This is a genomic window from Metabacillus rhizolycopersici (assembly GCF_020075705.1).
The window spans coordinates 83,886-104,018 of record NZ_JAIQUM010000012.1 but is presented as its reverse complement, the minus strand read 5'-3'; the positions used below and the strand labels follow the sequence as shown (position 1 = coordinate 104,018).

At 37.0% G+C, this 20,133-nt stretch carries 20 protein-coding genes and 1 other annotated feature; of the genes, 3 read left to right on the top strand and 17 right to left on the bottom strand.

The window, feature by feature from the left end:
- Positions 1 to 21: 21 nt before the first annotated feature.
- The 7 genes from fadR to zapA all read right to left on the bottom strand — a co-directional run bounded on the left by fadR (position 22) and on the right by zapA (position 8,712).
- Entirely contained in the window at positions 22 to 609 is a 588-nt protein-coding gene (gene fadR, locus K9V48_RS08155; RefSeq protein ID WP_224138247.1) for a fatty acid metabolism transcriptional regulator FadR, read from the bottom strand.
- Between the two features lie 190 nt (positions 610 to 799).
- Positions 800 to 2,485 carry an AMP-binding protein gene (locus K9V48_RS08150; protein WP_224138246.1) on the bottom strand — a complete coding sequence of 562 codons (1,686 nt, stop codon included), beginning with the start codon at positions 2,483 to 2,485 and terminating at the stop codon, positions 800 to 802.
- Between the two features lie 484 nt (positions 2,486 to 2,969).
- Positions 2,970 to 3,374 (bottom strand): DUF350 domain-containing protein, encoded by a 405-nt coding sequence (locus K9V48_RS08145; RefSeq protein WP_224138245.1) that lies wholly within the window; start codon positions 3,372 to 3,374, stop codon positions 2,970 to 2,972.
- Between the two features lie 15 nt (positions 3,375 to 3,389).
- A complete protein-coding gene (locus K9V48_RS08140) occupies positions 3,390 to 5,750 on the bottom strand; it encodes an endonuclease MutS2 (protein WP_224138244.1) in 2,361 nt (786 codons plus the stop codon).
- 159 nt (positions 5,751 to 5,909) lie between these two features.
- The gene (gene polX / locus K9V48_RS08135; RefSeq protein WP_224138243.1) at positions 5,910 to 7,634 is read right to left on the bottom strand and encodes a DNA polymerase/3'-5' exonuclease PolX; all 1,725 of its coding nucleotides are present in this window, start codon (positions 7,632 to 7,634) and stop codon (positions 5,910 to 5,912) included.
- 256 nt (positions 7,635 to 7,890) lie between these two features.
- Positions 7,891 to 8,430 carry a CvpA family protein gene (locus K9V48_RS08130; RefSeq protein ID WP_224138242.1) on the bottom strand — a complete coding sequence of 180 codons (540 nt, stop codon included), beginning with the start codon at positions 8,428 to 8,430 and terminating at the stop codon, positions 7,891 to 7,893.
- 9 nt (positions 8,431 to 8,439) lie between these two features.
- Positions 8,440 to 8,712 (bottom strand): cell division protein ZapA, encoded by a 273-nt coding sequence (gene zapA, locus K9V48_RS08125; RefSeq protein WP_410429585.1) that lies wholly within the window; start codon positions 8,710 to 8,712, stop codon positions 8,440 to 8,442.
- Positions 8,713 to 8,936: 224 nt separating this feature from the next.
- Between zapA and rnhC the strand changes: the two genes are divergently transcribed.
- Positions 8,937 to 9,881: a ribonuclease HIII gene (gene rnhC, locus K9V48_RS08120; protein WP_224138239.1), complete on the top strand. Its 945-nt coding sequence runs from the start codon at positions 8,937 to 8,939 to the stop codon at positions 9,879 to 9,881.
- Positions 9,882 to 10,153: 272 nt separating this feature from the next.
- On the opposite strand, the gene pheT is transcribed toward rnhC, so the two are convergent.
- From pheT to K9V48_RS08105, 3 genes are all read right to left on the bottom strand, one after another.
- Positions 10,154 to 12,568, bottom strand: coding sequence for a phenylalanine--tRNA ligase subunit beta (gene pheT, locus K9V48_RS08115; protein WP_224138237.1), 2,415 nt, complete (start codon positions 12,566 to 12,568; stop codon positions 10,154 to 10,156).
- Positions 12,569 to 12,761: 193 nt separating this feature from the next.
- Positions 12,762 to 13,796 (bottom strand): phenylalanine--tRNA ligase subunit alpha, encoded by a 1,035-nt coding sequence (gene pheS / locus K9V48_RS08110; RefSeq protein ID WP_224138236.1) that lies wholly within the window; start codon positions 13,794 to 13,796, stop codon positions 12,762 to 12,764.
- Between the two features lie 66 nt (positions 13,797 to 13,862).
- Positions 13,863 to 14,139 (bottom strand) — a binding site (T-box leader).
- A 205-nt stretch (positions 14,140 to 14,344) separates the two neighbouring features.
- Positions 14,345 to 15,097 (bottom strand): TrmH family RNA methyltransferase, encoded by a 753-nt coding sequence (locus K9V48_RS08105; protein WP_224138235.1) that lies wholly within the window; start codon positions 15,095 to 15,097, stop codon positions 14,345 to 14,347.
- Positions 15,098 to 15,210: 113 nt separating this feature from the next.
- On the opposite strand from K9V48_RS08105, the gene sspI reads away from it, so the two are divergent.
- Positions 15,211 to 15,420, top strand: a complete 210-nt coding sequence (gene sspI / locus K9V48_RS08100) for a small acid-soluble spore protein SspI (RefSeq protein WP_111613736.1) — start codon at positions 15,211 to 15,213, stop codon at positions 15,418 to 15,420.
- 45 nt (positions 15,421 to 15,465) lie between these two features.
- Here sspI and K9V48_RS08095 read toward each other — a convergent pair whose 3' ends face one another.
- Both K9V48_RS08095 and K9V48_RS08090 read right to left on the bottom strand, forming a co-directional pair.
- Positions 15,466 to 16,551, bottom strand: coding sequence for a M42 family metallopeptidase (locus tag K9V48_RS08095; protein WP_224138234.1), 1,086 nt, complete (start codon positions 16,549 to 16,551; stop codon positions 15,466 to 15,468).
- 84 nt (positions 16,552 to 16,635) lie between these two features.
- Positions 16,636 to 17,124 carry a dUTP diphosphatase gene (locus K9V48_RS08090; RefSeq protein WP_224138233.1) on the bottom strand — a complete coding sequence of 163 codons (489 nt, stop codon included), beginning with the start codon at positions 17,122 to 17,124 and terminating at the stop codon, positions 16,636 to 16,638.
- A gap of 160 nt (positions 17,125 to 17,284) precedes the next feature.
- On the opposite strand from K9V48_RS08090, the gene K9V48_RS08085 reads away from it, so the two are divergent.
- Positions 17,285 to 17,680 (top strand): sigma-w pathway protein ysdB, encoded by a 396-nt coding sequence (locus K9V48_RS08085; RefSeq protein WP_224138231.1) that lies wholly within the window; start codon positions 17,285 to 17,287, stop codon positions 17,678 to 17,680.
- 87 nt (positions 17,681 to 17,767) lie between these two features.
- Here K9V48_RS08085 and K9V48_RS08080 read toward each other — a convergent pair whose 3' ends face one another.
- From K9V48_RS08080 to infC, 5 genes are all read right to left on the bottom strand, one after another.
- Positions 17,768 to 18,364, bottom strand: coding sequence for a TVP38/TMEM64 family protein (locus K9V48_RS08080; RefSeq protein ID WP_224138229.1), 597 nt, complete (start codon positions 18,362 to 18,364; stop codon positions 17,768 to 17,770).
- A 69-nt stretch (positions 18,365 to 18,433) separates the two neighbouring features.
- A complete protein-coding gene (locus K9V48_RS08075) occupies positions 18,434 to 18,700 on the bottom strand; it encodes a DUF1294 domain-containing protein (RefSeq protein ID WP_224138227.1) in 267 nt (88 codons plus the stop codon).
- Between the two features lie 243 nt (positions 18,701 to 18,943).
- A complete protein-coding gene (rplT, locus tag K9V48_RS08070) occupies positions 18,944 to 19,303 on the bottom strand; it encodes a 50S ribosomal protein L20 (protein WP_111613728.1) in 360 nt (119 codons plus the stop codon).
- A gap of 31 nt (positions 19,304 to 19,334) precedes the next feature.
- On the bottom strand, positions 19,335 to 19,535 hold the full coding sequence (gene rpmI, locus K9V48_RS08065; protein ID WP_066326889.1) for a 50S ribosomal protein L35: 201 nt from the start codon (positions 19,533 to 19,535) through the stop codon (positions 19,335 to 19,337).
- A gap of 20 nt (positions 19,536 to 19,555) precedes the next feature.
- Entirely contained in the window at positions 19,556 to 20,077 is a 522-nt protein-coding gene (gene infC, locus K9V48_RS08060) for a translation initiation factor IF-3 (RefSeq protein WP_224138265.1), read from the bottom strand.
- Positions 20,078 to 20,133 lie beyond the last annotated feature (56 nt).

Genomic DNA, 20,133 nt, shown 5'->3' with positions numbered 1-20,133 from the left:
GAATATAGACCCACAGTTTCATTAGCTTTGATGAATAAAACCGTACACGATTAATTCGTGAACCTTCATTGCTTGTTCCGTAATATTATATTTTTGATCATTCATTACCCAAGTAGTAGCTATTTCATCAATTGTCCCGAAAACCATTTGCCGCGCAAGGCGGAGATCCAGACCTTCTCTAAATTCTCCCGTTTCTTTCCCTGACGTTAAAATCTTATCCAAAACATTGAAATAACCCTTCAACACCTGATTAATTCGGATCCGTAATTCTTTATTTGATTGTCTTAGTTCAAGTTGTGTAACGATCGCTAAGTGATGATCTTCTGCAAGCAATGAGAAATGCTTCTCAATGAGAAAGTAAAGCTTCTCGGAAGCTGTTTGCTTAGTTTTAATCTCGTCCTCAATTTTTTCAATGAAGTTACCCATTTTTTCTTGAAAAAGTGAGACAAGAATGTCATCTTTATTTTTAAAATACAAATAGATGGTGCCATCAGCGACACCTGCTTGTTTTGCAATTTTTGAAACTTGGGTTTGATGATAACCATTTTCAGCAATGGCAATCACTGCCGCATCTATTATTTGTTTATATTTGGGTCTTTTCTGTATCAACGGGCGTCTCTCCTTCTTGAATTGAATGAATAATCATTCATAATTTTCATTCACTTTTCCGTCAAGACTTTACCCACCCAATCAATCCTTCACCTAGTAAAGAAGAGGTAGATTTGCTATAATCAGCCTCTTCCTTACTGTGCTTTATTCTAAATTCATATTCATTTTAAACGTGAAAAATATTCAATATTTACGCATTTTTATATTTTGCATGTTCTTCTTCAATTAAAACCCGTCTAAGTATTTTTCCGACTGCTGTTTTTGGCAACTCTTCTCTAAACTCATAAATATGTGGTACTTTATACGTAGCAAGGTGCTTACGAGCATATTCATTAAATTCTTCTGGGGTCGCATTCTCGTTATTTTTCAACACTATATATGCCTTAACAGTTTCACCCCGGTATGGGTCTGGTACTCCAGCAACAACGACCTCCTGTACTTTTTCATGCTCGTAGAGAACCTCTTCAATTTCCCGTGGATAAACATTAAACCCACCAGCAATAATCACATCCTTTTTCCGGTCAACAATATAGAAATATCCTTCTTCATCCATATAGCCAACATCCCCAGTTAGTAACCAGTCATCTTTAAGAGTAGCTTCCGTTTCCTCCTTCTTATTCCAATATCCCTTCATAACTTGAGGACCCCTAACGATTATTTCACCTAACTCATTTACTTCAGCAATTCCTCCACTTTCATAGGATAAAATAGCTGAATCAGTATTTGGCCAAGGAACACCAATACTTCCTGCTTTTCTCTTATCCCAGAAGAAGTTTGCATGAGTAACTGGTGACGCCTCTGTTAATCCATACCCCTCAATTAGTAATCCCCCTGTCACTTCCTCAAATCGTTCTTGCACATCGAGTGGTAGTGGCGCCGATCCACTAATACAACAATCAATTGATGACAGATCGTACTTTTTAATATCCGGATGATTCAATAAAGCTATATAAATTGTCGGTGCACCAGGAAATAAAGTCGGTTTTAACTTTTGAATTGTTTTTAATGTCTCAGTCGCATCAAATTTCGGTAAAAGAATCATCTTATAGCCCTGCATCACGGATAAATTCAAGAGGGTTGTCATTCCATATACGTGAAATAATGGTACGATTCCTAACATCGATTCCTTACCTCTTCTAGATTTATACATCCACGATGAACACATTTTCGTATTCGCAATGATGTTTTTATGTGTCAGCATAGCTCCCTTAGGAAAACCTGTTGTTCCACCTGTATATTGAAGAAGTGCAATATCCTCCGCTGGATTCGATTCTGGTAAATCAACAATTGGTTCGGATAGCTCTATAATCTTTTTAAATAAATGCGTATCACCTTGATGCTCAATTTTAACAACTAGTTTCTTTTGTTTTTTTTGAACAAAAGGATATAGTAGATTCTTCGGGAAAGGCAAATAATCTTTTATTCCAGTGATAATGATATGCTTCAAGTTTGTCAACGCTTTCATTTTTGACACTCTTGGATAAAGTAAATCAAGGGTTACAATAAATGTAGACTGGCTATCTTTTAACTGATATTCAAGCTCTCTCTCCATGTAAAGTGGATTTGTTTGGACAACGATTCCACCTGCTAATAATACACCATAATAAGCAATAACGGCTTGTGGACAGTTAGGCAACATAATCGATACTCGATCATCTTTTTGTAAACCAAGTGATTGTAAATAGTTTGCTAACTTAAGAGATTGATCATATAGTTCAGTATAAGAAAGAGTTTTTCCTAGAAAGTGAATAGCTGTATTCGTTGGGAATTCAGCAGCAGCCTGCTGTAAATAATCGTAAAGTGGTTTTTCTTCAATGGTAATTTCATGAGGGATCTCTTTCGGATAATGACGTAACCATGGTTTTTGAATTTCCATATTCTACTCCTCCTTGTTATGCAATTTTCATTGTTAACCTCTAGTTGAATTAATTTATTCAACATTCCTTTTCATTAGTTGGCGGAGTGAGTTCTTATCTTTGTACATATAGAATGTAAAATAAATAAGGAGTGATGTTAATTTGGAATCGCTCATCTTCTTTTTTCCATCTTAAAAAAAGTATAGCAGATTTCTCTATTTTCAGAAATATAAATAAAATTCAATCGAATTGCCCAAACTGTGACACATTTCAACTGAGACTTCTATAAGCACCACCTTTACACCCGATAAATTTATTTTATTCATTCATTAATACTAGAGACTGGAATTTACTTTGCATTATTTAAGGATAAAAAGAGACTGACCAATTGATGTCAGCCCTTCTTATTATTTATAAGAACACTAAGTAAATAATTCCAATTATCAAAAATAAACCACATAAGCCGAACATTACTTTCGCTAAAGTCTCCAATTCACACTCTCCTTAAATCCCGGCGCCAATGACAAACGATAAGCCAACCGAAATGACAAGTGAAATAAAGCCGACCGCACGATTATCCTTTTGTATTTCTTCATCAATATTAAATGTGGGTGTCATAAATTCATATATAAAATAAGCTAAGAGTAAAAGGATAAAGCCATATAATCCAGAGCCCATCATCTGTAACAAGTCGTCATGCTGTTCGATGGAAAACCTGAATATATTAGCAATCCCAAAGATTTTCCCCCCTGTTGCCATGGCGACTGCCATATTTCCATTTTTGATTTCTTCCCAATTTTTATATTTTGTAACTAACTCAAAAATGGTTAAAAACACTAGCATACAAAGAACGGCAACACTATAGTAGGCAGCAATTTGAATTAATTCGTTCTCCCAAAATTTATTCATCTTACCTTCTCCCCGCTATTTGAGTTCAACAATTGTTACACCTGTTCCGCCTTCCCCCGCTTCTCCAAACCGAGTATTTTTAACACTGCGATGGTTCTTTAGTAGTTCCTTCACACCGGTTCTGAGTGCCCCTGTTCCTTTACCGTGGATAATCGACACTCTTGGATAGCCGGCTAACACTGCGTCGTCTAAATATTTTTCTACCTTAAGAAGTGCATTTTCAAAGCGCTCACCACGTAAATCTAATTCAAGTGATACGTGGTAGTCCTTCCCTTTTACCATCGCTAACGGCTTTTCTTGTACTTCCTGTTTAGCCCTCTTAATATACTGAAGGTCTTTTTCTTTCACTTTCATTTTCATGATTCCCATTTGAACCTGCCATTCGTTGTCACTTACTTTTTCAATTAAATGGCCTTTTTGATCAAATGTTATCACCTTCACTTCATCACCAGGTAAAAAGCTTTGTTTAGCAGCCTCTTGCTTCTCTACCTTCTTACTTTTCTCAAAGGTTGGTACCGACGCCTCTAATCGTTTCCTTGCATCGATGAGCTCATGTTCTTTAACCGCAGCATGCTGTTCTTTTCTCATTTTTCTTAAATCTTGAATGATTTGCTCTGCTTCCTGACGTGCTTCTTCTACCTTTTGTTTCGCTTTTTGTTCTGCCTCTTCGTATAATGAATCGCGTTGTTGATTAAACTCAATGATTTGCTTTTGTAAGTCTTTATGAAGCTGTTCGGCTTCTTTGCGGATTTTTTCAGCATCCACCATCTCTTGCTCTGCCGTTTTTTTGCTTGTTTCCAATGAAGCAATCATTGTATCTACTTCGTTGCGCTCATTACTCATTTGCGCCCTTGCCGTATTTATAACATGCTCCTGTAAGCCTAATCTTTTGGAAATTTCAAATGCATTACTTCGTCCAGGTACGCCAATTAATAGCTTATAGGTAGGACTTAGTGTTGCAATATCAAATTCCACACTTGCATTAATGACTCCACTTCGATTATATCCATATGCTTTAAGTTCAGGATAATGCGTCGTTGCAATTACCCTTGCCCCTCTGTGATAGACTTCATCAAGAATTGAAATGGCCAGTGCAGCTCCCTCTTGAGGATCTGTGCCAGCTCCTAGTTCATCGAAAAGCACTAAGCTTTTTTCATCAACCTTATCTAGTATATCAACGATGTTTACCATATGAGAAGAAAACGTACTTAAGCTTTGCTCGATTGATTGTTCATCACCAATATCCGCATAAACTGCATCAAACACTGTCATTTCTGATCCATCAAGTGCAGGGATTTGTAAGCCAGCCTGAGTCATTAAAGTACATAAACCTAATGTTTTTAAAGCAACTGTTTTCCCACCTGTATTTGGACCTGTAATCACGATCGTTGTAAAATCTGTTCCAAGTTCAATATCGTTTGGTACAACCTCATTTTCTGGCAAAAGTGGGTGGCGTGCTTTAAACATTCTAACAACACCATCGTTATTAACAGCAGGCCTTATTCCCTTGATTTGTTTAGCATATTTAGCCTTTGTAAACATAAAATCCATTTCTGATAAGCAATAAATATTTTGCAAAATTTCATTGCTTGATTCAGCAACTTCATCAGATAAAAGTCGTAAAATTCGTTCAATCTCAACCTTTTCCTTAACCTTTGCCTGTTGGAGAGTGTTATTCAAATCCACAATCACTTGTGGTTCAATAAATAATGTTGCTCCTGAGCTAGATTGATCATGAATAATGCCACCATATGCGCCCCGATATTCCTGTTTAACAGGTAATACAAAGCGATCGTTTCTTATCGTAATAATTGCATCAGAAAGCATTTTCGTTGCGTTTGATGACCGAATCATTGACTCTAACTTATCTCTAACCCTTGCTTCTGTTGTTCGAAGCTGCTGACGAATGCCTTTCAATGTGTCGCTAGCACTGTCTAAAACATGGCCATTATCATCAATACATTGTGAAATATTTCTTTCTAATTCCAATAAAAGTACAATTTTCTCTGCTAGCTCTGGCAAGTGGTGTAATTCAATTTCTTCCTCGACCATTTTTTCAATAAAACGTTTCATATTTCGTCCTGCATAAAGTGTTCCAGCAACTTCGATTAATTCAGAAGCACTCAGCAAGCCACCGATTTTTGCCCGCTTTACAGTTGCCCTAACATCAACTAAACCACCTAGTGGTACATTGCCTTTTAAGCGGATTACTTTTGCAGCCTCATCCGTTTGCTCCTGTGAGATGATGACTTCATCATAATCACTTGAAGGTATTAACGCTTTTACCTTTTCTTTTCCTAATGAGGATGAAGCATGCTTAATAAGTTGATCTTTTACTTTCTCAAATTCTAAAACCTGTAATACTCTTTGTTGCAAACCGTAAACCTCCTAATTTGAAAAGCGTAAATCACTCTGCTTTCTTCGACAAGCATATGACGAGCAGATGGAACTTTACGCTAGACACTAAAACTAAGTACAAACGGGATTCTTTTCAATTCAAACTTGATAAGTAACAACAACATTTCAATTGACCATTCATTCTTGATGATTTCTATTTAAAAATGCCCTAAGCTGATTGATATCCCATGTGTTCATCACATTCTCACTTCGGATCCACCCTTTTTTTGCAGTTGAAACCCCAATCGTCATATCCTCGAGCATCTCCGTATTATGAGCGTCTGTATTAATGACAAGTTTCACTCCAGCGTCTTGCGCTTTTCTAATATGATCAGCACTTAAATCAAGTCGATTAGGATTAGCATTCAACTCCAGAGCTGTGTTCGTTTCCTTTGCTAATTGGATGAGCATATCAACATCTACATCATATCCCTTTCGCTTTCCAATGAGACGACCTGTTGGATGTGCAATAATATCAACATGATGATTATGCAAAGCTGTTTTTAACCTCTCCATAATCACTTCTTGTGATTGCGAAAAACTCGAATGAATGGACGCAATGACTATATCCATTTCACTCAATAGTTCATCATCATAATCTAATGTACCATCCGGCAAAATGTCCATTTCTACACCAGCAAGAATTGTAATGTCATCATATTCTTCATTTAATGCATCGATTTCCTGCCTCTGTGCTCGCAATCGCTCTGGAGTCAATCCATTTGCTACTTTTAAATATTGAGAGTGATCAGTGATTGCAATATAGCTATAGCCTTTTTTACGACAAGCTTCAACCATTTCCCTTATTGTATATGCACCATCGCTCCACGTTGAGTGCATATGTAAATCCCCTTTTATATCCTCTAATTGAATTACTTTCATTTCCTTTAAAAACAAATCTACCTCTGAACCATCCTCCCTAATCTCTGGTGGATAATAAGGGAGATCAAAATACGCATAAAATTCTGCCTCAGATGCAAATGTCCTGATTTCATTCGTTTCTACATTTTCTACACCATATTCACTTATTTTTTCACCGCGCTCTTTTGCAAGTTGGCGCATTCTAACATTATGATCTTTTGAACCTGTAAAATGATGCAGTGTTGTTGCAAATTCAGCAGGCTTTACTAATCGGAAATCAACACTTACTTCATATTCATAGCTCAATTGTACAGAAACCTTTGTATCTCCACTAGCAATGACATCAGAAAGAGCAGGAATGGCTAAAAGCTGATCTCGAACCTTCTCTGGCTCATTCGTTGCGATGATAAAATCCAAATCCTTAATCGTTTCTCTCATCCGGCGAAGACTACCGGCTTTTGAAAACCTTTCAATTCCGTCACATTTGAGTAAGTATGTTTCAATGTCTTCGGCAATTGGAAGCATGAACACTAGTGGAAGGCGCTCAGGTCGACTTCCCATTTCCTCAATAGCTGCTAAAATCTTTTCTTCTGATTTTTCCCCAAACCCCGCGAGTGCTTGGATTTTATTTTCCTGACACGCCTGCTTCAAGGCTTCAACACCATCAATTTGCAACTCTTTATATAGCTTTGCAATTTTTTTACCACCTAAACCAGGCAACTTTAATAAAGCTAGTAACCCGGCTGGAACCTCTTCTTGTAATTGATCCAATACATCGGATTTTCCCTTTTCGACAAATTCCTTTATTACCGCAGAAGTCCCTTTACCAATCCCTGCAATTTTCGTGAAATCATCAATTAAAGCTAAACTTCTTTCATCTGTCTCTAATGCATTTGCCGCTTTTCTAAACGCTGATATTTTGAACGGATTTTCTCCTTTGAGTTCCATAAATACTGCAATCTTTTCTAATAATCGAATTACGTCCTTCTTATGTATGTCCATGCTTATCACCTCATTAAAATGATACAAATAATTAAGAGAAAAGTACAATTTTTAATATGAACAAAAGCGCAAGCGCCTTGATCATCCTCAGGCAAATAAGACGATCAGGAATAGAAGGTGTTTTTTACCTTCAATTCCTGATTGGCTTATGACTCGAGGGGCTAGGCGCTTCCGCTTAATGTCGTGCGCTTATCCACAGTACAAGAATTTTAAGTTTACTATAACACAAAAAAACTTCTCTAAGTGGGGAGAGAAGTTATGACGTGTACTGTATCCAAAGCTCTTTCACTTTATCAGAGAAATATGGAGTATGATTCACGATGAGATCAGCAAGAATTGATTGGTCTAAAGCTTGTTGTAATTGATGAATCGGAATAAGTGCAGCAATAAAGAGTAAAACAAATATTACTAAATATGATTCCACAAAACCTAAAATTGAACCGGCCCATCTATTTAACTGCTTTAATATTGGTAGTAAAGCAACAAAATCTAACATTGCACCAATTATTTGCATAACAATCTTCGTCCCTATAAATAATAGAACGAACGCAATTGCACGATAATATGCTCCTTCTAAATCTCCATTATCTATCAGTGTAAAAAATGTCAAATTATCACTTGTTATAGGATACGGCACCCAGAACTTTAATTTCGGTGCAAGATCATCAAAATACTGGTATGCTACAATGTAAGCAACAATAAATCCCGCTAAATGGATAAATTGAAGGATAAAACCGCGCTTTAAGCCGACGAGTATTCCGAATAAAAGAATAATACATAACACTAAATCTAGCATTTCTTAGCTTCAATCCTTTTCTATTAATTGTTTCTCTAGTTTTTCATATGCTTCTTTTAATTTTACATAGTCATGTGTAACATTTACAGCTGTTAAGATAGAAAGTTTATTTATATCGAGAGAAGGACTTTTCCTATTAATCTCTCGCATTTTGTGATCAACCATTGAAGCAACTTTACGAATATGATCTGTACTTTCTTTACCGATAATTGAAAATCGTTGACCATATATTTCTACTATCGTTTTCGAATTTGAGCGACTTGACAACGATAAATCCTCCATTCCCGGCAAATCCTATTCCTTATCATAACATGAAGCTTGAGTGTATGGAAAGAAAATCAATGATTACAAAATAAAGCGAGACGTACGTCATTTTTGATTTTTCATCCCCATCTTCGGTTCTTTGATTCACTAAAAGAGTTGTGGGGTAACCGTACGTTAATGCGAAATAATTCTGTTAAATAGCACTTTGTAAAATAAATTGTATAGATGAAAGGATGTCTCTATTGGCAAACTCAGTTATTAAAGTGAACACAGCAACAATGAAACGCATGGAAGATCATTATGCAATAAATAAAACCGAAAAAACGCCACAAGGTGCCGTTTTTTCAGCGAAAGTAAATGGGTGTACGATTACTGCCTATAACTCTGGTAAAGTTCTATTCCAAGGTGGTACTGCTGAGGCGGAGGCTGCGAAATGGGGTACGCAAGCTCAAACTCAAAACAAACCCACTAAAAGTACAACGAAGAAGCCTCAAACAAATGGTTATCAACCACCGACAAATATTTCAAGCTTGTCTATTATTGGATCTGATGAAGTTGGAACAGGTGATTTCTTTGGGCCGATTACCGTTGTTGCAGCGTATGTAAAAAAGGAACAAATACCACTACTCCAAGAACTAGGAGTAAGAGATTCTAAAAATTTAAAAGATCCACAAATTATCGCAATCGCTAAAAACTTAATTAAAACAATTCCCTACAGTTTATTAGTACTTCACAATGAGAAATACAATGAACTTCAACAACAAGGAATGTCACAAGGAAAAATCAAAGCATTATTACATAATCAAGCAATCAATCATTTATTAAATAAAATTGCTCCTGAAAAACCTGATGGACTTTTAATTGATCAGTTTGTTGATCCACTCATTTATTTTAAACACCTTCAGGGGAAAACCATTGAAAAGGAAAATATTTATTTTTCTACAAAGGCTGAAGGAGTCCACTTAGCAGTTGCAGCTGCATCAATTATCGCTAGGTATTCATTCGTAAAAGAGTTTGAACGCTTATCTGAAAAAGCAGGAGTAACGATTCCGAAAGGGGCAGGAGCACAAGTGGATATCGCTGCTGCAAATATTATCAAAAAAAGAGGCAGCCAGTTTTTATCGACGATCACGAAAAAGCATTTTGCTAATACTGAAAAAGCAATGAAGTTAGCGAAAAGACAATAATGTAGAATTGGAATGAAGAAAAAAACACAAGCTCCTTTTTATGAAGTTTTCTGATTTCAGGGCTTCGCTAGTAAATGGAAGTGTTTGGTGAGTATTTTACACTTTTTCGCATGTATTTTGCTAAGATTGGCGAGGAAGTCCTATTCTGTAGCTATTTTTATTAAAAAAGGGTAAGCACTGATTCCGTGTGCTTACCCTTTTTTTTATAAGTTTTGGCTTCGAGAATTGTCCAGCGCCTAGCCCGAGGCTGATCAAGACGCTTCCGCTTTTCTTTATCCTCGTAATGTTGCGCCGAGTTTTTCTTCTACTGCATTTAATACTTTTTCATGTGTTTTTGTCACTTCTTCATCTGTTAACGTACGCTCAGGATCGAAGTAGCGAAGTGAGAATGCAACAGATTTCTTCCCTTCTTCTAGACGGTCACCTTCATATAAATCAAAAACAGATACATCTTTCAGCAATTTACCACCTGCTTCAGTGATGATTTGTTCAATATCCCCAACAACAACGTTTTTATCTACAACAAGTGCGATGTCTCTTGAGATAGATGGAAAACGAGGAATGATTTCAAAACGAGTTTCTTCTACTGTCGCTGTCAAAAGATCTACTAATGATAGTTCAAACACATACGTTTCGGTTAAATCTAATTCTTTTTGAGCTGTTGGATGCACTTGTCCGATGAATCCAATAAGCTTATCCCCAAGGAATAATTCGGCTGTTCGACCTGGATGCATTCCTGCGCGGTTAGCTTGCTTATATTGGATTTGGTTCGTTAATCCAAGCAGATCCACTAATCCGTCAACAATTCCTTTTACAACATAGAAATCAACAGGTTTCTTTTCTGCTTGCCATGAATGTGAATGCCATAAGCCAGTAACTGCTGCTGATAAACGTTCTTTTTCTAGTGGCTGTTGGTCCTTACCTTCAGAAAGAAAGACTGACCCAATTTCATAAAGAGCTACTTGATCCATTTGTCTTGCCAAGTTGTATTTTAACGCATCTAATAAATGTGGTAACAGGCTTAAACGTAACACAGAGCGTTCTTCACTCATTGGTAAAGCAAGCTTTGTCAGCTCAGAAGCTTCTAGTGCATACTTCGCTGCTTTTCCCTCACTTGTAAGCGAATAGGTAATCGCCTGATAAAGACCAGATCCTTCTAAATATCGACGGACTTTACGACGCTTTTCTTGATAATCTGTTAACTTACCTGGAATTGCTTGCCCTACAGGTAATGTTGTTGGGATATTATCATATCCATAAAGCCTTGCCACTTCTTCAACTAAGTCCTCTTCGATTGTAATATCACCGCGACGTGTTGGAACAGTGACCGTAATTACCGAGTTATCAGTTTCTACACCGAACCCAAGACGCTCAAAAATTGCTTTTATTTCTTCTGCGGAAATATCCATTCCAAGAACTCGATTTATTTTGTTAACCGTTGTTTTGACAACAGCAGGTTCGAATGTAGCCGATTGAACTTCGACAGAACCTTCTAACACCTCTCCACCTGCATATAAAGAGATTAATTGTGCTGCTCGCTCAGCTGCTGCATGAACACGCTTTGGATCAACACCTTTTTCATATCGAGCGCTCGCTTCACTTCTTAAGCCGTGATCCTTTGAAGCTGTGCGGATTCTTTGACCGTTAAATAATGCAGATTCCAAAAGAACAGTTTTAGTGTCTGATTGAACTTCAGAATTTGCTCCACCCATAACACCTGCTAATGCAACTGGCTCAGTCCCATTTGTAATCACTAAATGATCTGTTGTCAATGTACGTTCTTGATCATCTAATGTTTTAATTTTTTCACCATCGTTTGCACGGCGGACAAGAATTTCCCTTGAACCAAAGCGATCATAATCAAATGAATGCAAAGGTTGACCATATTCAATTAGGACATAGTTCGTAATATCAACTACGTTATTATGAGGACGAATCCCAGCTGCCATTAGTCTTGATTGCATCCATAATGGTGAAGGTGCGATTGTTACATTTTTAATTACTTTTGCTACGTACAATGGATTATCTTCTGATGCTTCCACCTTAATTTTTACAGCATCTGAAGCTTTTTCTGCGGTGCTAACATAGGAAATTTCAGGGTATTTTACATCACGATTTAAAATTGCTGCAACCTCATGAGCAACACCTAGCATACTTAATGCATCTGCACGGTTTGGTGTTAAACCTAATTCCAAAACTGCATCATCAAGGTTTAATTGTTGCAGCGCATCAGCTCCCACCTCAGCATCACTTGGGAAGACAAAAATCCCCTCAGAATATTCTTTAGCAACTAACTTCGCTTCAAAGCCTAACTCTTGTAACGAGCAAATCATTCCGTGTGAAACTTCACCACGAAGCTTTGCTTTTTTAATTTTAAAATTTCCTGGTAAAACCGCTCCAACAGTCGCAACGGCAACTTTTTGGCCTTTATCTACATTTTTTGCTCCGCAAATAATTTGTACGATTTCGTCATTACCAAGATCCACTTGACATTTATTCAACTTATCAGCATCTGGATGTGGTTCTTTTTCAACAACATGACCGATGACTACACCTTTCATGCCTTCATTTAAAACATCTACACCTTCAACTTCAATTCCACTACGTGTAATTTTTTCAGCTAACTCATCTGGAGTAACTCCTGACAAATCAACGTATTCAGCTAACCATTTATATGAAACAAACATGCTAAAAACCTCCGCCTATTATTGTTTAAGCATTTATAAAATTCTTCTCTTGAAGATAAGCCTACGACATCCAGCTCCAGCGCCTAGCCCCTCGAGTCATAAGCCACTCATGAATTAAAGGTAAAGAACAACCTTCTATTCATGAGCGTCTTATGCTTGTCGGGCCTGTTCGAGGCGCCCTGAGCTTTTGTTCTTAAGCTCGTTTAAATTGTTTTAAGAAACGTAAGTCATCTGTATAGAAATGACGGATATCATCAATACCGTACTTTAACATCGCAATTCGCTCTGGTCCCATGCCAAATGCAAAGCCACTATATTTTTTCGAATCAAAACCAGCCATTTCAAGTACGTTTGGATGGACCATTCCGGCACCTAAAATTTCAATCCAACCAGTTCCCTTACAAACGTTACAGCCTTTGCCACCACAAGAGAAACAGGAAACGTCGACCTCAACAGATGGCTCTGTAAATGGGAAGAAACTTGGACGTAAGCGAATTTCTCTCTCTTCACCAAACATTTTTTTCGCAAAAACCTCTAATGTACCCTTAAGATCGCTCATGCGAATGTTTTCATCTATAACAAGTCCTTCAATTTGTGTAAATTGATGTGAGTGGGTCGCATCATCATTATCACGACGATACACTTTACCAGGACAAATAATTTTAACAGGTCCTACTCCTTCATGCTTTTGCATCGTTCTTGCTTGCACCGGAGATGTATGTGTACGTAAAAGCAACTCTTCTGTTATATAGAAAGAATCCTGCATATCACGCGCTGGATGTCCTTTTGGAAGATTTAATGCTTCAAAATTAAAATAATCGGTTTCTACTTCTGGACCTTCTGCAATTTGATAGCCCATTCCAAGGAATAGATCTTCAATTTCTTCAACAACCGCTGTAAGTGGATGATGATTACCAACCCTTACAGGTCTACCTGGTAATGTGACATCAATGGTTTCTTTCGCCAGCTTTTGTTCAACAGCTGCTTGTTCTAAACGCTCCTGCTTACTTGAAATCGATGTCGCGATTGCTTCACGCACCTCATTTGCAAGTGCCCCCATTACTGGTCGTTCTTCAGCGGAAAGTTTCCCCATTCCTCGTAGCACCTCAGTAATTGGTCCTTTTTTCCCTAAGTACGCCACTCGAATGTCATTCAACGCTTTTAAATCCTGTGCTTGTTCAATTTTTTCAAGCGCTTCTTGTTGAAGCTGTTTTAATTGCTCCTGCATTTACATTTCCTCCTTCATTTAAAAAGCTTTAACAGCTTTTTTTGCAAAATAAAAAACTCGCCCCATAAAAGGGACGAGCCTGAATTCGCGTTACCACCCTTGTTAGCCGATCAGAAAAGCGAAAGCACCTTGACACTTTCATAGTCATTGCTTTTCTTCGTACGACTCACTTCATTTCCATAACGGTAAAAACCGGAACACCTTTACATGGCTCTAAGCATGGTCCAAGTGTCAACTCGAGAGGTGAATTCATTTACTTCAATTCAAAAAATGCTTTCAGTCTAAGGCATTTTTTCCCTGAATGAACGAACTGTAAATTACTGGTCTCTGTCATCGTTTCTTTCATATGTAGGTAAGGGGACGGAACCCGCTAACTTATTTTTTCAACTTACTAAAATAGCAAATAGATTCGTTTTACAATCATCATCTCGTACAAAACTTGCTCGTTCCATTAGACTGGATCATTGTTAGATAGTGATTTCAGTACTCTATAGCCGATTGTATGTAATTTCTATCTTATTATAATCAAAACATTTTATTCCCGCAAGTTACCCACGCAAATGATAAAGAAGAATACCTGTTGCAATCCCTACATTTAATGATTCTGCTCCACCGTAAATAGGAATATACAAATTCTTGGTCGTTTTTTGTAATAACTCTCTATTAACACCGCTTCCTTCATTCCCAATGATCAGGCAAAATTGTTCGGTCGATGAAGCCTCACGATAACTTACCCCATTTTGCAAAGAGGTACCATAGATAGGAATCTGTTTTTCATTGTAAACTTGAAGCCACTCCATTAAATTCCCATTCACAATTGGCAAATGAAAAATCGATCCTTGGCTAGAACGAATAACCTTAGAATTATAGTGATCAACAGTCCCCTCACCTAAAATAACCCCATCTATACCAGCAGCATCTGCTGTGCGAATGATTGTCCCTAAGTTACCAGGGTCTTGAACACCGTCAACAAAGAGAACCTTTTCCCAAGAATCAGCTGCATGTTGCTTTTGAAATTCACAAATTGCCGCAATCCCTTGTGGTGCCTCAGTATCACTAATTGCTTTCATGACTTCCTTCGTGACTAAGATTATGTTCAGCTGATCGACATTCCAATGTGTAGGAAGCGTTATATCTTCAGAAACAATAAGACCCTTAATCATTTCCTTCGTTTTTAAAGCTTCTTCAACTAAATGTAAGCCTTCAATTATAAACGTTCCTGTTGCTTCACGTTCTTTTTTTGTATGGAGTTTTCTCCATTGCTTTACTTTTTGATTTTTAACTGATTCAATTCGATCCACATTCCTGCTCCTTTAACGTACATTTCCAACATCTCATCTCAATCATACATAATTCTTGTTTATTTAACAAACCTTACCTATATAGAGTTAGAAAATACAAAGGAGTGTGTAGGTTGAATTTAAATTTACGTCATGCAGTTATCTCGAATGTTTCAGGAAATAGCCAGGATCAGCTACAGGATACAATCGTTGATGCGATTCAAAGTGGTGAAGAAAAGATGCTTCCTGGGTTAGGTGTTTTATTTGAAGTTATTTGGCAAAATGCGAATGAGCAGGATAAACAAGAAATGTTAACAACTTTGGAACACGGATTAAAGAAATAATAAAAATGCTGGGTAATCTCCCCAGCATTTTTATTTTGATTACTATTAATCGAATGTAATTTTATTTACTGTCTCACTGTCCAAACGCTTCACAACTTCTGTGATCAACTTAACTGCATTTTCATAATCATCACGATGAAGCATCGCAGCATGTGAATGGATATAACGAGTAGCGATTGTAATCGAAAGCGCCGGTACACCATTAGCTGAAATATGAATTGAACCAGAGTCTGTACCTCCACCTGGCATAGATTCAAATTGGTAAGGAATGTTTAATTCATCGGCAGTATCTGTTACTAAATCGCGTAGACCTTTGTGTGATACCATTGATGCATCATAAAGGACAATTTGTGGGCCATCTCCCATTTTGCTCGCTGCTTCTTTTTCAGAAACACCTGGAGTATCTCCAGCAATTCCTACATCGACACCAAATGCAATATCAGGCTGAATAAGATTCGCTGATGTTTTTGCACCCCGTAAACCAACTTCCTCCTGTACCGTACCAACTCCATACACTACATTTGGATGATCTGTTCCTTTTAAATTTTTAAGGACGTCGATTGCAATTGCACACCCAATTCGGTTATCCCACGCTTTTGCAAGCAACATTTTTTCATTTTTCATCACCGTGAATTCGAAATAAGGGACAACTTGATCACCTGGCATTACACCAAATTCCAACGCCTCTTCACGGCTAGATGCGCCGATATCAATAAACATATCCTTTATATCAACCGGCTTTTTACGCGCTTCTGCTGTGAGAATATGTGGTGGCTTTGAACCGATGATGCCTGTGATTTCACCTTTTTTCGTCAAGATTGTTACGCGTTGCGCCAGCATAACTTGCGACCACCAACCACCTACAGTTTGAAAACGAAGAAAACCTTTATCATCGATTTGCGTTATCATAAAACCAACTTCATCTAAGTGTCCTGCGATCATTATTTTTGGGCCGTTTTCTTTTCCCACTTTCTTAGCAACCAAACTACCTAAATTATCCGTAAACACTTCATCAGCATAATTTGTTATGTATTTTTTCATGACGTCCCGAACCTCACGTTCGTTACCTGGGATCCCATTTGCATCTGTTAAATCTTTAAGCATTGTTAATGTTTCATCTAACTTTGTCATACAATTACCTCCTTCAATTCATGATCTTTGTACTAGTATACATGAAAGGTTTTATCAAAAGAAATATTCCATATTTTAGGACTGTTAATACCCTTGTTGCTGTCGATCATGATTGACTTCATTTTTTAACACGTAAGCTTCCTCTATTTGCTCATTTGAAAAACCTAATAACTGACCTAAAAACAAATACTCTTCAAACATTTTTTCGTACACAATCATAGTTTGTTCTTCTTTAAAGGAAGTAATCGTCTCATACACCTTTAAAAATTGCTCTGCCACATTTTGTTCAGATTGTTTGTGTTCAAACTGAATCGATGGACTAACGTTTATTTCTAATCCTAATGAAAGGATAAAATGGATCCCATCCACATACTCTTCTAATATGACATCAAGTGGTGCTGGTGGCTTCAAGCTCCAGAACTTAAAACATCTTGTCTCGTTTGCGAGCTCCCCAACTTCTACTAATAGGGCTAATATTTTTCTCTCCATAAGTCGCTCATTTTGTAATTGATGTTGTGCTTCAATTTTCGCATCCAATTCCTGTTGCATACTAAAAAGTTTTGAAAAATTCATCACTTAATTTCCTCACTCTCAGATTAATATATGTATACAAAACTGCTAAGTCGTACTAACACTACTATATAAAAAATTATAACAAAATGAAATTATCTTGAAACCTTTTTCTATTCTCAAACGTATATTTAAGAAAAATGCCCTCAGGAGGGGTTCTAAGATGATAGTATTGTTATTACGATTACTTTTAATTGCCCTAATTTTTTTCCTTGTATACGCTGCGTTTAAGTATTTATTTAATCCAAAACGAAAACTTGAATTAGCACATGAAAATAAACAATTTTACATTTTAGATGACAAAGGAAACGTTCGTAAAAACTTTTCCTTAACATATAAGGGCGTTTTATTTGAAGGAGAAAAATATTTAGGTACTACGTCAAATGCTTTTGAGGTCGTTTCAATATTCATTTGGGCAAATTCCTCAAGCAGATTACAAGGATTAACTTTAGACGATTTTTCATACATCGAAGCTGAAGTAAAAAAACGATATCCTTATGCGAAGATTGATTGGAAAAGTCCAATTAAAGAATTATTAAATAAAAAGCGTGGACATTAAGTATGCAATCAGATAAATGTCACCGTTTACCTTCTATGAACGAAAAGATGGAACAGCATGTATTTGCTGTTCCATTTTTAATACCTTCTAGGAATCATGACTTTTTTCACGTGCTGGAACAAAAAAGTCATACCACTTAATCATAACCTGCTTTTCCCTGAAAAAGTAAACAAGGAAAACCAATACGGATAAAAGAACGATTATCAGCACTGGAGACAATGTTTGAATGAATGTTCCTAAAAATGTAAAACAAAGTGCTGAAGGGATATGGGTCAATAGTGAGAGCTTTGCATAACCACGAAACGTTTTTACTTTTTCTAAAATAAGGAGCGAGATAAGTGAAAAATTGATAAATGGGATCATCCGTAAAATAATAATTTGCCCAACTGATAATTGAACATAAGCCCCTAACCATCTCACCTTCATTTTCACAAATCGCTGCAGCAATGCCGGAAACATTTTCGTAATTAAATAAAATGTCATACTCGCACATGTTAGACCAATAACAGAATACAAGGAGCCCAATTCTCCTCCAAATAATATACCCCCGGCAACACATACAACCGCAACAGGAATTAGCAAGAACTGTCTTAAAACATGAAACAAGATAAATGCGAATGGAGCAAAGAATCCTGTAGTTTTTATGGCCGTTAAGACAGACGCCGCTACAATTTCAATCGTCATCACCACTTTCTTGTTAGCAATCAAATGATGTTTGTAGTGTTCGATTCATTGTACGGGAATTTGTTTACTTTATGCCAATTTTAGCAAAGAGATTAATAGAAATAGCTGAATGGCCGCGATACTTGGAAAACCGATCTTAAATGATGTATGTTTTGTTTTATGATGATATACTCTCATTCCCATAAACCCACCTAATGCACCACCTGCTACTGCAAGCCACCAAAGCGTCGTTTCTTTTATTCTCCATTCCCCGCGCTTAGCACGTTTTTTATCGATTCCCATGACAAAAAAGCAAAGTACATTGATCAAAAGGTAATAGATTACTATGTAGTTCATGCTTTCGTTTCCCCTTTTATCATTTTTTTAATAACTTTTATTATCAGCTTTTCTTACCCTATTGTCTATAAGGGGGCTATTTTACGATTTACACAGTTGTCTCCATTATATTTACGGATTTCAACCACTATTTCGATTTTACCCTCCATTGGATCGACTTTTTCAACCATTCTACTGTACGGATTATTTCTCAATAAAAAGAGAGCTGACCCATCGGTGAGTCAGCTCTCTTTATACGTTCAATTATTTTGTTAATTGTGCTTTAGCAGCGTCTGCTAATTGAGCAAATGCTTTTTCGTCCGCTACAGCTAAATCAGCAAGCATTTTACGGTTTACTTCGATACCAGCAAGCTTTAAGCCATGCATTAAACGGCTATAAGAAAGACCATTGATGCGTGCAGCTGCGTTGATACGAGTGATCCATAACTTACGGAAGTCGCGTTTTTTCTGACGACGGTCACGGTAAGCATACATTAAAGATTTCATTACTTGTTGGTTAGCAACTTTGTATAATGTATGTTTAGATCCGAAATAACCTTTAGCTAATTTTAATACTTTTTTACGACGTTTACGTGAAACGATACCGCCTTTTACTCTTGGCATGTAAATTCCCTCCTATATTACGGTGTTCCGATTATTTAATGTTGTCTAATAAATGACGAATACGTTTGAAATCGCCTTTGCTTACTACAGTTGATTTACGTAATTTACGTTTAGCTTTTGTAGATTTGTTAGCGAATAAGTGACTAGTGTAAGCATGTGAACGTTTAAGTTTACCAGAACCGGTCTTCTTGAAACGCTTAGCAGCTCCACGGTGAGTTTTCATTTTTGGCATAAGGGATTCCTCCTTAAGTATTATTGCTTTTCATTTTTCGGTGCTAAAACTAAGAACATGCTACGTCCGTCCATTTTTGGATGAGATTCAATCGTACTTAAATCCGCACATTCTGTTGAGAATCGATCAAGCACCTTCTGACCAATTCCTTTATGTGTAATTGCACGTCCTTTGAAACGGATAGAAGCTTTCACTTTATCGCCTTTTTCTAAGAATTTACGTGCATTTCGAAGCTTAGTGTTAAAGTCATGTTCATCAATCGTTGGGCTCAGACGAACCTCTTTTAAGTTGATGATTTTTTGATTTTTACGCGCCTCTTTATCTTTCTTTTGCTGTTCAAAACGGAATTTTCCGTAATCCATGATGCGGCATACAGGAGGCTTTGCATTTGGTGCAACTAAAACTAAATCTAAATTAGCTCTAGTAGCAATTTCCAACGCCTCTTGACGTGATTTAATTCCAAGTTGATCTCCATTGGCACCAATCAGACGAAGCTCACGTGCACGGATTCCGTCATTTACCATCATATCTTTGCTAATAATTAGCCACCTCCAAGGTTTTATCAAACTGAATAGCATTTATTCAAATCCAATTTATT